This window comes from Xanthomonas melonis (genome assembly GCF_020783655.1).
GTDB classification, from domain to species: Bacteria; Pseudomonadota; Gammaproteobacteria; order Xanthomonadales; family Xanthomonadaceae; genus Xanthomonas; species Xanthomonas melonis.
The window spans coordinates 137920-150731 of the sequence record NZ_JAJGQH010000003.1; the positions used below are offsets into that span (position 1 = coordinate 137920).

Below are 12812 nucleotides of genomic sequence, written 5' to 3' on the forward strand. Positions count from 1 at the left end.
ATCCCAATGCAACAGCAGACTGTTGTGCTGATCACCGGCGTGTCGTCCGGCATTGGCCGGGTTGCCGCAAAGCGCTTTGTGCAGCGCGGCTGCAGCGTGTACGGCACCGTGCGCGACCTCGCCAGCGCCACGCCATTGGCGAATGTGGAGCTGGTGGAAATGGATATCCGCGATGCGGCGTCGGTGCAGCGCGCGGTGGATGGCATCATCGCCCGGGCGGGCCGTATCGATGTGCTGGTCAACAACGCAGGCACCAACCTGGTGGGTGCGGTGGAAGAAACCAGCACCGACGAAGCGGCGACGCTCTTCGATACCAACGTGCTGGGCATCCTGCGCACGGTGCAGGCGGTGGCGCCGCAGATGCGCGCCCGGCGGCAGGGACGCATCGTCAACATCAGCTCGGTGTTGGGATTCCTGCCGGCGCCGTACATGGGGGTGTACGCCGCCTCCAAGCATGCGGTGGAGGGATTGTCGGAAACGCTGGACCACGAGCTGCGCCAGTTCGGCGTGCGTGTCACCCTGGTGGAACCGTCGTACACCAGGACCAGCCTGGGCAGCAATTCGCCGGCGGCACGGTCCCCTATTGCCGAGTACGACCGTGAGCGAGCCGTGGTGGTCGGCGCGGTCACCCGGCAGATCCAGACCGCACCGGAGCCCGCTGGCGTCGCCACGACCGTGGTGGATGCGGCGCTGGGCACATGGCGCATGCGGCGTACGCCTGCCGGCCAGGCATCGTTGTTGAGCAAGCTGCGCCGTTTGATGCCGGCTAAGGCAGTGGATGGCAGCCTGCGCAAGCAGCTCGGGCTGCGTTGAGATGGAGCGGGATACGGCATGGCGCGAAGACGGCCGAGAACACAGCGGCGCTGCCACAATCCAGCTGCCCACAGCGCCATGGGACTGGTCAGCAGCGCCGCCGGCTTCCGGATTCACCGAGGATGCCGCCTTGGCCTCACAATAGGCGGCCAGTTCCCACAACCGATGTCGCCATGCGCAAGACCTATCAGCTCAACCTCGAAGGCAAGAACCGCGATCGTCTGCTGGAAGCCAGCAAGCACGACATCCGCAAGTACATCCGCCGCGAGCGCCGCAAGGACCTGCCGGAAGGGGCCGATTACTGGGATTTCGACATGCGCTTCGGCGTGGACGAGGCCAGCGCGCAGCCGCTGCCGCCGGCAGAGCTGATCCGCTCGATCAATGCGCTCACCGGCGACGGTGGCGACCAGTTCTTCGTAGAAATCCTGCGCAAGCCCGCCAAGCGCACCCCGCGTGCCAATGGCGAGGCGCCGGCCGGCGGCGAGCTGGATTTCGAGCAGGACTGAGCGCAGCAGTTCGAACGACCGCATGACCGTGCCGCCGCCAAGCAGGGTGCGGCGCTTGCCGGTATCCATGGGTACCGCGGCCCTCCGGGCGCCGCCCGCAACTGCCTGGCGCAGGCTCTGCAGGTCTTGCGTGCCAGCGCGTCGGAGGTCCCGGGCCAGGCATCGCGGGTAGCGATATTGCGTCGTGCAGCGCGCGGGGCCGGCGTGCCCGTCCTGCAGCAGCGAGGTCTGGCAGCCGTACGCAGCCTGCCGATCCGAGCAGCGGCTGCGGCGGTGCGATGCTGCGCTTGCCGCGCGCCTCAGCCCGGTTTGGTCGCGGCCTGTGCGGCCGCACGCAACTTGTCCTTCTTGCTGGGCCGCTTGCCCTTGATGCCGCCGTTGTCATCGGCTGCGCGTGTCCACGTGCCTGTGGCGGGTGCGTCGCTGGGCGTGGGTTCGAAACCGGCGATCACCTCGGCGGCAATACGCAGCCCCTGGCGTTTTTCGATCAACCGCCATTGCTGCGCATTGTCGGCGGTGATGAAGCTGATCGCCACGCCGCTGGCGCCGGCACGTGCGGTGCGGCCGATGCGGTGGGTGTAATCCACGGTGGAGCGCGGCAGGTCGTAATTGATCACCGCCGGCAGCTGCGCGATATCGATGCCGCGTGCGGCCAGGTCGGTGGCGATCACCACCTGCACGGTCTGCTGCTTGAACGCGGACAGCGTGCGCTCGCGGCGCCCCTGGCTCAACTCGCCGTGCAGCGGTTGCGCGCTGATGCCGCCCTTCTCCAGTTTTTCGGCGACCTTTTCGGCGCTGTGCCGGCTGGCGACGAACACCAGCAACTGCGGCCAGCGGTGATCGAGCAGCAACTGGCGCAGCAGTTGGGTGCGTTGGCCGGCATCCACGGCGATGGCGCGTTGCGCGATCGCCGGCGCCTGTGCGGGCGTTGCTTCGACGGTGATGCGCAGTGGGTCGCGCAGCCGGCGCTTGGCCAGCATGGCGATGGCGGGCGGAAACGTGGCCGACACCAGCACGCTCTGCCGCTGCGCAGGCAGCAACGCGAGAATGCGATCGAGTTCGGCGCCGAAGCCCAGGTCCAGCAGGCGGTCGGCCTCGTCCAGCACCAGGGTGGTCACTTCGCCCAGGCGCAGCGCGTTGTGCTCGACCAGGTCGAGCAGCCGGCCGGGCGTGGCCACCATGATGTCGGCACCGCCGCGCAGCGCCAAGAGCTGCGGATTGATCGAGCTGCCGCCGGTGGCGGCTACGGTCTTCAGCCGTCGTGGCAGATGCGCGGCCAGCTGGCGCAGCGTGGTCTCCACCTGCGCGGCAAGTTCGCGCGTGGGCACCAGCACCAGCGCGCCCAGCACACGCGGGACCGCGTCTGGCGCGAGCAGGCGTTGCTGCAGCAGCGGCAGCGCGTAGGCCAGGGTCTTGCCCGAGCCGGTCTGCGCCATCGCGATCAGGTCGCGACCGGCCAACATCGGCGGGATCGCCTGCTGCTGGATCGGGGTGGGCATGCGGTGGCCGGCCTGGTGCAGCGCGGTCTCGAAAAACGGCAGTAGCTGCGGCGACAGCGAGAGAGCGGAAAATGACATGCGCCGATTATCCAGGCATTCGAGCTGCAATGGTCGGTGCTGCGTTACGCGAGGTCGCTGTCTTGCGGCGTGTTGATCATCCGCTTCAGAAAAACCCCTTGTCCACACCGTTCAATCGCCTGGTATGGCGACCGAAGCCTGGAGCATTGACGCAATCCGGATGCCTTCAGACCACGCCGGTCGAGCGCGCGATGTCCTGACCGCTTGGGGGACAGGCCGGGAATCCATCCCGGCAGGCGCGGTGGTGGCCTCCATGCCGCCACACGGTCCCGCAAGCGGTCGGGCACCGCACCTGTTACCTGGCAGTGCGCCGATGGAAATCACAACGGAGGCTGCGCCGACCTGACGACCGCCGGCGACGGTCTACCAGCCGCTCTTAGCTGGCCAACGCCAGATCGTCGAGCATCGCGCGCAGGAAGCGCGCGGCTTCGCCGCCGGTGGCGGCACGGTGGTCGAAGGTCAGCGACAGCGGCATCACCTTGTGGGTTTCCACTCCGCCCATCACCGGAGTGAGCTGGTAGCGCGCGCGGCCGGCGGCGACGATGGCCACGCAGGGCGGGACCACCACCGGAGTGGCATAGCGCCCGGCGAACATGCCGAAGTTGGACAGCGAGATGGTGTAGCCGCTGAGTTCGGAGGCAGCGATGCTGCGGCTTTCCACCTGCTGGCGCAGGCGGTTGACGCCTTCTCGAATACCGTGCGCATCGAGCATGTCGGCATTGCGCAACGCCGGGACGAACAGGCCTTCTTCGGTGTCCACCGCAATGCCGACGTCGACCTGGTGATGCAGGGTGCGGCTGAGCGCGTCGCCGTCGAACCAGGCGTTGAGCGCGGGCACCGCCTGGCAGGCGCGCACGATGGCGCGCACCAGGCGCACGGTGACATCGTTGCCGGGCTGCCAGGCGTGCAGGTCGGCATCGTCGTTGAGCGTGGTGGGCACCACCTTGCTATGCGCGTCGGCCATCACGCGTGCCATGTTGCGGCGCACGCCCTTGAGCTGTTCGGGCTGTCCCTTGACGCTGGTGCCGGGCGGCTGGGTGCGCATCGGTTTGCCGCTGGACGAGAGCGGAGAGCGGGCAGTGCTGCCCTCATCCGCCCTGCGGGCCCCTTCTCCCGTACGCGGGAGAAGGGGCGCCGTCGCCGGTCGCTCTCTGCCATCGTCAGCGATCCCAGCAGCTCTCCCACCGCCACCGATCGGACCACCGCTCCCCCCGTCACCCATCGGTCCACCTCTCCCGCTGGCGGGAGAGGTCGGCGCACCCTGCGCGCCGGGTGAGGGCCGCGCGGTGCCCGCGGCTGCTGCCTGCTTCACGTCGGCCAGTGTCACCGTGCCATCCGGGCCGGTGGCGCGCACCTGCGCCAGGTCCACGCGCAGCTTGCGCGCCAGTGCGCGCACCACCGGCATGGCGCGCACGCCGCCGACGGCAATGGCCTGCTCGCTCTGCACGGCGTTGGAGCTCTGCATGGCGCCGACCACGGTGCCGGCATCGTCGCGCTCGCCCGGCGCATCGGCGCCGGCATCCGCATCGGCGATCTCGCCACCATTGTCGGACGCGACCACGCGTTCGGTGGGGCCGGCCGCGCTCTGGCCGGTGCTGGGCGTAGCCGCCTGCACGGCGGCATGGCCATGCCCATGCCCGGTGTCCTGGCCATCGGCGCGCTGCGGCTGCGAGGCATCCAGGGCGAACTGCGCCAGCATCGCGCCGGTCACGATCACATCGCCGGCCGCACCGGCCAGCTTGACCACGGTGCCGGAGAACGGCGAGGGCACCTCCACCACCGCCTTGGCGGTTTCCATCGACACCAGCGGCTCGTCCAGGCGCACGCTGTCGCCTTCCTTGACGAACCATTCGACGATGGTGGCGTCCGGCAGGCCTTCGCCCAGATCCGGCAGGTGAAAATTCTTGCTTTCGCTCATGGCAGATTCTCTTGTGCCGCCGGTAACGGCGGCAGGGTGTTTTCGAGGAGTTCCAGATCGGCGGCCGGTAGCCAGCCCTGCGCGCCATCGGCGCGTTCGGACCACCACCAGCCTCCGTGTTCGTGATGCAGCAGCACGTCCTCGCCTGCCGGGGCATCGAGTTCGCGTGCGTCGTAATCGCGCAACGCTTCGGCTAGACCGTCGCCCAGCGGGCGCAGCCAGGCCAGCGGTGCCCAGCCGGCACGGCCGCCGTCTGTGGTGACCCAGGCGAACGCCGGCCATTCTTCGTCGCGCACACCGACGCTGACCCGTTGACCGGCCTGGAAGCGGACCGGGTTGGCGTAGGCGGCGCGGTGATCGCAGAGCAGACGTGCGCGCATGTCAGCCGGCAGCCACCGCACGCCGGGCTGCGGTGACGATGCGCTCCACGCTGGGCAGGTACTTCATTTCCAGCCGGAACAGCGGGATATGCGTGTCGTAGCCGGTGACACGCTCGACCGGCGCCACCAGGTCGTACATCGACTGCTCGGCCAGCCGGGCGGCGATCTCCGCGCCGAAGCCGGCGGTGCGCGGGGCTTCCTGCACGATCACGCAGCGGCCGGTCTTGGCGACCGATTCGGCGATGGTGTCGAAATCCAGCGGGCGCAGCGTGGCCACGTCGATCACTTCGGCGCTGATGCCGTCGCCGGCGAGCTTGTCGGCCGCTTCCAGCGCTTCCTTGACCTGCGCGCCCCAGGCCACCAGGGTGACATCGGTACCGTCGCGCAGCACGAAGCACACATCCAGCGGCAGCGCTTCGCCATCGTTGGCCACCACTTCCTTGTACTGGCGATAGATGCGCTTGGGCTCCATGTAGATCACCGGATCCGGGTCGCGGATCGCGGCCAGCAACAGGCCATAGGCGCGCTGCGGCGAGGACGGCAGCACCACGCGCAGGCCCGGCACATTGGTGAAGATGGCTTCGTTGGCCTCGCTGTGGTGTTCCGGCGCGCGGATGCCGCCGCCCCACGGCACGCGCAGCACCATCGGGCAATGCAGGCGGCCGCGGGTGCGGTTGCGCAGACGCGCGGCATGGCAGATCAGGTGATCGACCATGGGATACACAAAGCCATCGAACTGCGCTTCGGCCACCGGCTTCATGCCTTGCGCGGCCAGACCCACGCTCAGGCCGGCGATGGTGGTTTCATCCAGCGGGGTGTCCAGCACGCGTTCGCTGCCGAAGCGTTGCTGCAGCCCGGCGGTGGCACGGAACACGCCGCCGTTGACGCCGACATCCTCGCCCAGCACCAGCACCGCGGGGTCGTGTTCCAGCTCCCAGGCCAGCGCCTGGGTGATGGCTTCGATCAGGGTGATGGGCGAACTCATGGCGATCTCTCCGCGCGTGGCAGCGGCGTTGTATGGGGCACTGGCGTGCTGCGAGGTGTCGGCGGGCACATGCTTGAGCTCATCCATGACGCGCCTCCAGGGCCATCGCTTCGGCGCGTTGGGCCAGCAACTCGGCCGGCGGGTCGCCGTAGAGGTAATCGAACATCGCTTCCACCGGCTGCACCGGGGTATTCAGGTACGCATTGACCTCTTCGTCGATGCGGGCGCCGCACTCGGCCTTCCAGGCCTCCTCCTGGGTCTGGTCCCACAGGCCCTGCGCGGTGAGATAACGGCGCAGGCGCAGCAATGGTTCGCGGGTCCAGGCCTGCTTGACCTCGTCTTCGCCACGGTAGCGGCGCGCATCGTCGGCGGTGGTGTGGTCGGTCAGGCGGTAGGTCATGAACTCGATCACCGTGCCGCCGTCGCCGGCCAGGGCGCGCTCGCGCGCCTGCCGCATCGCTTCGAGCACCGCGATGAGATCGTTGCCATCCACCTGCAGGCAGTGCAGGCCGCCTGCCAGGCCCTTCTGGGCCAGCGTCTGCGCGCCGGTCTGCGCCGCGCGCGGCACCGAGATGGCCCAGCCGTTGTTGATCACGCACAGGATCAGCGGCAGCTTGTAGGCGCCGGCCGAGTTGAGCGCGGCATAGAAGTCGGTCTTGGAGCTGCCGCCGTCGCCGCAGCAGGCCACCGCCACCTGCGGCTTGCCCATCAGCTTGAACGACAGCGCGGAGCCGGCCGCGTGCAGGCACTGGGTGGAGATCGGCACGCAGATCGGGAAGTCGATCGCCGCATCGGCATTGCGCGGGTAATCGCTGCCGCGCTCGTCGCCGCCCCAGTACAGCAGCACATCGCGCGGGCGCACGCCGCGTTCGAACATCGTGCCGTATTCACGGTAGCTGGGCGCGAACACATCGCCGCTGCGCATCGACGCGCCGATGCCCACGTGGGTAGCTTCGTGGCCCAGGCTGGCGGCGTAGGTGCCGAGCTTGCCGGTGCGCTGCAGCGCCACCGACTTGCTGTCGAAGGTGCGCACGAACAGCATGCGCTTGAACAGCGCGAGCAGGGTGTGCGGGTTGGCGGCGTCGGCCGGCAGGTCGTCGCGGACGAGATTGCCGTCCGCATCCATGTACTGCAGATAGTCGATCTGGAACTGCGCGGCTACGCTCATTGCGCGACACCTTGGTCAAGAAGTTTCAAATGATATGAGTTGCCATGTTAAGGACGGCGATGCGAAATCCTGTCCTGCACCGCAGCACGATCGATGTTGGGATGCACAAAAAAAGGGCGCGGACCGGGCCGCGCCCTTTGCTGCAGTTGAGACCTGCAACGTGTTGCAGTGCGATCAGCGGCGGCCGGCGCCGCCTCCGATCGGGGTGACGATCAGCGCCGAATCGTTGGCCGGGTTCGCATCCGGCGATACGGATGCGGCGTTGGCCTGGACGCGAATGGCACCTTCTGCCGGGATCGGCTTGGCGGCCACGGTCAACTGGAACGCCGCTTGCGTGCCCGGCGACATCGCGGTCGTGCTGTTGCACACGAAGCGAGCGCTACGCAGCGACTGCAACTGCTTGTCGCAGCGCCAGCCCTGCGGCGGTACCAGCAGCGAGAGAGCGGACACGGTATTGCCTTCGATCACCACGCTGGGGCGCTGTGCCGCGGCGGCACCGACGTTGTCCAGCAGCACCCGGTAGGTGGCGTTGAAGGCGCTGGTTGGCAGGCTGGCCGGGCCATCCAGCCGCACCGCCAGGTCGCTGCGGGGTTGCGCCAGCACGGCCACGCTGGCCGTATCGGTGTTGTTGTCCGGCTGTGGATCCGGGGTCTGCGAGGCCACCGACGCCGCCAATAGCAGGGCGCGGCCCGCCAGTGCGCCACTTGCTTCCACCTGCACCGCAAAACTCTGCATGTTGCCCGGTGCCAGCGAAGCGATGGTGCAGGTGACCACGGTCTGGGGGCCGGTCTGCGGCGATTGGCACGTCCAGCCCGGAGCAGCGGCAACACGCGGAGTGACTGCCGCATCAAACGCCAGCGCCACTGCGGCAAATGCTGCGCTCTCCGGCCCACGATTCTCCACATCCACGGTGTAGTCGATGCGCTCGCCTTCGGTGACTTGCGCACGTGCGGCAGTGACCGCCACGCCCAGGTCCGCGTTGACCTGCTTGCTCATGCGCAGCAACACCACGGTGGGATCATGGTCGGACAAGCGCGTGGGCGTATTGGCATCGTTGCGCGCGGTGCCGGGGAAGTCGGCATTGATGCGGGCGTGGCCCACCGACAGCGAGGCGATCTGCGGTGCGCGCATCAGTGCGTCGTTGGCGAGGATGTGATCCAGCGACTGCACGTTGCCGTCGAACGCGTACGAATAGCTCTGGTCGGGCGTGTTGAACCAGGTCAGGTCGGTGTAGTCCGGGTCGACCAGATCGGCGCCATCGCCGCCCACCACCGTCCGCGCATCCGGCGCCGGTTTGCCGGTGACGGTGCCCATCGCGTCCACATAGCCGTCGTTGAACTCGAAGGCGTTGAAGTCACCCATCACCAATACTTTCTCGTCAGGGTTCAATTGCTGACGTGTCTGCAGCAGGCGCGCCAGGTATTCGGCCTGGGCCTGGCGCTTGGCGCGGATGCGGGTGCCGGCGGCATCGTCGGTGTCGGCGCCGTTGAGCGAGCGCTGATGCACCACGATGGCGGTCAGCGGCAGCGTGCGGCCATCGGCCTGATGCACGTTTGCGCTGAGCACCAGCGGCGGGCGGTCGTTGAGCAGGCTCACGCCGCCGCCCGGCTCGGTCCAGGTCGCGGTCTTGCCTTCCTGCGCGATGGAGAGCACTTCCACGCGCGGCACGCCGCCGGCGACCCAGGCGCTCTTGACCAGGAAGCCTACGTCGATGCCGCCGACGTCATTGCCTTCCTGCAGATACGCCACGTACCCGGGATCCTGCTGACCGGCGGCCACCGCGTCGGCATTGATGCGTGCCGCCAACGCCTGCAACACGCTGAGGTTTTCCACTTCCACCGTACCCAGGATGTCGGGCAGATGCAGATAACGGCGGATCGCCAGCGAAGCCTTGTTGAGGCGCGCCTGGAACGCGGCCGGGGTGAGTACCGGTTCGCCGATCGCCGGGTCGTTCTGGTCGTCGAAGAAGCGCTCCATGTTGTAGGTGGCCACGGCCACGTCGTCGGCCTGCGGCAGCGGTGCCGGGCGCGGTTGGTCGGCACCGTTGCAGCTGATCTGCGGGGTGCGTTCCGGGTACAGCGTGTAGCGGCGGAAGCCGTAGTCCAGCGGGCCGACCACGTTGAACACCAGGCAGCCCGAGGCCAGATCCAGCCGTTCGCCGCCCACGCCGGCACTGCCGACCGCGATGACTTCCGGGTTGGTATTCCAGCGCGGTACCCCGGCAGGCGAACCGGCCGGCAGCGGGTCGGGCAACTGCACGCCCGGCTCGCGGTACGCACGCGGCACGCCGGTAACCACCGCATGGAACACGCCATTGCTGCTCGCGGTGGCATTGGTCTCGTTGACGCTGCCGCCAGTGGGGGCATTGACGGTGAGGCTGGACGCGGCCACGCGCATGCCTTCCAGCGCTTCGAGCTGATCGAAGGCGCCGTTGGGGTTGGGGAAGTCCGGGTGCAGCATCACCGGTGAAGGCAGCGGGTTGCCGGTGGAATCGGCCAGCACGGTGACGCTGCCGCCGATTTCGGTGAGCGGCGGCTGGGTCGGATCGGCGGTGGGCACGTATTCGATCACCGTGCCCTGCACGCGCACCCGGTTACCGATGGCGGCCGCCTCCGGCGGTGCGCTGCCGGTATAGACATAGACGCCTTCGGAGGTGGCCGGATCGGCATCGGCTTCGATATCCGGTGCCTGCAGGAAGAAGCCGGCGCTGCGGCGTGCGGTCACGATGCCCGAGGTGGCAACCACCTGGCCATCCAGCGGCGAGCGTGCGCCCTTGCCCTGGATAGCGTGGATCGGCAGCAGGCTGAAGTCGTCGTTGAGGAGGGTGCCGGTGGCGCGTAGCGTAGCCGGCAACGCGCCGGTGAGGCCGCTGATCTGCAGCGCGAAGGTCTCGTCGGACTCGGGCGTGGTGTCGCCCAGCACCTCCACGGTGATGCTGGCGCTGCGTTCGCCAGCGGCGATGCGCAGGGCGGTGGCGGGCAGGGCGACATAGTCGCTGCCGGCGGTCGCAGTGCCATCGACGGTGGCGACGCTGAAGCTCACCCCGCCCGCACCGGCCGGCTGGCTCAGGCTCAGCGTGAACACGAAACTGCGGCGGCCGCTGTTGCCCTCGGCCTGGCTGACATCGGCCAGCGTGGCGATCGGCTGGCCGCCACCGCTGCACAGGCGCGCGGTACTGGCGGAATTGCGCGGAGCTGGCGCGCCGGTGGAGAAATCGGCCGCGTTGTTGTCGGTGTCGGTGCAACCCTCGTTGCCGCGTAGCACCGCCAGCGTATTGCTGGGGGCCGGCGTCGGCGCGTTGCCTTCGGCGCAGCTGGCAGTGCTGCCGTAGCCAACCAGGTCGGCGTTGCCGGTGGGGCAGGTGCCGCTCAGTGCCGCCGTCGCCGTGCTCAGCGCCACCTTGCCCGCGGTGCCGCTCATGGCCAGGGTGCCGGTGGCGTCGGGCGTGGGCAGCGCCACGCTGCCGCCGCTGCCGTCGGCCTGCTTGATCAGGTAATAGCCACCGGCCGGCACGCTGCCGGACAGCGGGGTGACCTGCCAGCTGCTGCCGGCGGCCGAGGCATACTGCACCGACCAGCCATCTAGGCTGACCGTGCTGGTGCCGATGTTGTGCAGCTCGACGAAATCGCTGCGAAGGGTGGCGCCGCTGTTGCCGCCACCGCCGTAGACCTGGCTGATGACGACCTGGGCCTGGGCGTGGCCGGCGAATGCCAGCCCACACAAGAGTAAGGCTGCACGATGCTGCAACACTGACATGAGATGAGAGTCCCCTGGATCCACGAGACGTAGAGCGCGCCCCTGCACCGGCCACGTCCCTGGCCGGCAGCGCCGTTGAATTCTGCATGAATCTGCAGACCTACGTTGACCATAAGGTGACAGCGGCGCAATCGCTGCGACTGCGCCGACGGCACACGAGGTGCTTCAGCGCTGAAACAAGCGGTCAGCGACTTGGGTCCGGCGTGGCACCCGAAGTAGCGGTTCTGCCAGGCACGGCACCGTCGCGCGCTGCCCCGGCATCCTGCCGACCCCACGGCCGCGAGAAGACCAGACAAGTGGGTGGCCCGGCTCGTAGCCCGTTGCCTGACCGGGCGCGGCCGCCGGGACCGACCGCCGCATCAGTCCGCCATCGATCGGTGGGCGCTCGTGTCCACCGCCCCCGCCGCCCGGAGCGACAGCTGACGTCGGGGATCGCGATCCACGTCCAGAGCCGGTAGTTCGGCCAAGCCCACTGGGCGATCGACACTCCACGCGACCGCCTCCCCAATCCCTAATCCCCGCCCCCCACCGTCGCTGCGCTACCCTGGCCGGCCCGATCCATCTACCCCCGCCATGCCCGTCGACAAGAACCTGCGTGACCTGGAACCCGGCATCCACACCGACCTGCAGGGGCGTCTGACCTATGGCGGCTACCTGCGGCTGGACCAGTTGCTGTCGGCGCAGCAGCCCCTGTCCGAACCGGCGCACCACGACGAGATGCTGTTCATCATCCAGCACCAGACCTCGGAGCTGTGGCTGAAGCTGCTGGCGCACGAGCTGCGAGCGGCCATCGTGCATTTGCAGCGCGACGAGGTCTGGCAATGCCGCAAGGTGCTGGCGCGCAGCAAGCAGGTGTTGCGCCAGCTCACCGAACAGTGGTCGGTGCTGGAGACGCTCACGCCCAGCGAGTACATGGGATTTCGCGACGTGCTCGGGCCCTCGTCGGGATTCCAGTCGCTGCAGTACCGTTACATCGAGTTCCTGCTCGGCAACAAGAACCCGCAGATGCTGCAGGTGTTCGCCTACGACCCGCCCGGCCAGGCGCGTCTGCGCGAGGTGCTGGAAGCGCCCAGCCTGTACGAGGAATTTCTGCGCTATCTGGCGCGCTTCGGGCACGCGATCCCGCCGCAGTATCAGGCGCGCGACTGGACCGCCGCGCATGTCGCCGACGATGCCCTGCGTCCGGTGTTCGAGCGCATCTACGAGAACACCGATCGCTATTGGCGCGAGTACGCGCTGTGCGAGGACCTGGTGGACCTGGAAACCCAGTTCCAGCTCTGGCGGTTCCGCCATATGCGGACGGTGATGCGGGTGATCGGCTTCAAGCGCGGCACCGGCGGTTCCAGCGGCGTGGGATTCCTGCAGCAGGCGCTGGCGCTGACCTTCTTCCCGGAATTGTTCGACGTGCGGACCTCGGTGGGTGCGGAAAATCGTCCATCCCAGGGCAACGCCAGTACGGCAGATAGTTGAGCAACGCAACGAAGCTGGGCTGGACTGGCCAGGCAGGTTGCTTGGTCAGGCAAAACCAGCAACGACAAGAAATCAGGAACGCGAGAAGCAGGCACTGCAAGGAGCGAACACCGCAAGAGCCGCAGCGCATCGGCGCAGCCGTGCGCTCAAGCCCCTCTCCCTGCGGGGCGAGAAGGCACGGCTTGCGCGCCACTGGCGCGCGTGCCTTGGCGTCCGCGTCGCAAACGCGGGCCGGGGCG

General features: G+C 68.4%; 9 protein-coding genes. 3 read left to right on the forward strand and 6 right to left on the reverse strand.

From position 1 onward, the window contains the following. The first annotated feature begins 6 nt into the window (after positions 1 to 6). Both LL964_RS04020 and LL964_RS04025 read left to right on the forward strand, forming a co-directional pair. Entirely contained in the window at positions 7 to 813 is an 807-nt protein-coding gene (locus tag LL964_RS04020; RefSeq protein WP_104586163.1) for an oxidoreductase, read from the forward strand. Between the two features lie 173 nt (positions 814 to 986). Beyond that, positions 987 to 1319 (forward strand): DUF6172 family protein, encoded by a 333-nt coding sequence (locus LL964_RS04025; RefSeq protein WP_104586161.1) that lies wholly within the window; start codon positions 987 to 989, stop codon positions 1317 to 1319. 299 nt (positions 1320 to 1618) lie between these two features. Here LL964_RS04025 and LL964_RS04030 read toward each other — a convergent pair whose 3' ends face one another. From LL964_RS04030 to LL964_RS04055, 6 genes are all read right to left on the reverse strand, one after another. Further along, positions 1619 to 2896, reverse strand: coding sequence for a DEAD/DEAH box helicase (locus tag LL964_RS04030; protein ID WP_104586159.1), 1278 nt, complete (start codon positions 2894 to 2896; stop codon positions 1619 to 1621). Between the two features lie 376 nt (positions 2897 to 3272). After that, entirely contained in the window at positions 3273 to 4814 is a 1542-nt protein-coding gene (locus LL964_RS04035) for a dihydrolipoamide acetyltransferase family protein (RefSeq protein WP_104586155.1), read from the reverse strand. After that, positions 4811 to 5194 (reverse strand): SH3 domain-containing protein, encoded by a 384-nt coding sequence (locus tag LL964_RS04040; protein ID WP_104586153.1) that lies wholly within the window; start codon positions 5192 to 5194, stop codon positions 4811 to 4813. Before LL964_RS04040 ends, LL964_RS04035 begins: the two co-directional genes overlap by 4 nt. 1 nt (position 5195) lies before the next feature. Further along, the gene (locus LL964_RS04045) at positions 5196 to 6266 is read right to left on the reverse strand and encodes an alpha-ketoacid dehydrogenase subunit beta (RefSeq protein WP_167395227.1); all 1071 of its coding nucleotides are present in this window, start codon (positions 6264 to 6266) and stop codon (positions 5196 to 5198) included. Next, on the reverse strand, positions 6259 to 7347 hold the full coding sequence (pdhA, locus tag LL964_RS04050) for a pyruvate dehydrogenase (acetyl-transferring) E1 component subunit alpha (protein ID WP_104586151.1): 1089 nt from the start codon (positions 7345 to 7347) through the stop codon (positions 6259 to 6261). Before pdhA ends, LL964_RS04045 begins: the two co-directional genes overlap by 8 nt. A gap of 174 nt (positions 7348 to 7521) precedes the next feature. Continuing rightward, complete coding sequence (locus tag LL964_RS04055; RefSeq protein WP_104586149.1) at positions 7522 to 11103, reverse strand: lamin tail domain-containing protein; 3582 nt, start codon at positions 11101 to 11103, stop codon at positions 7522 to 7524. 573 nt (positions 11104 to 11676) lie between these two features. On the opposite strand from LL964_RS04055, the gene LL964_RS04060 reads away from it, so the two are divergent. Further along, entirely contained in the window at positions 11677 to 12573 is an 897-nt protein-coding gene (locus LL964_RS04060) for a tryptophan 2,3-dioxygenase (RefSeq protein ID WP_104586147.1), read from the forward strand. The last annotated feature ends 239 nt before the right edge of the window (positions 12574 to 12812 follow it).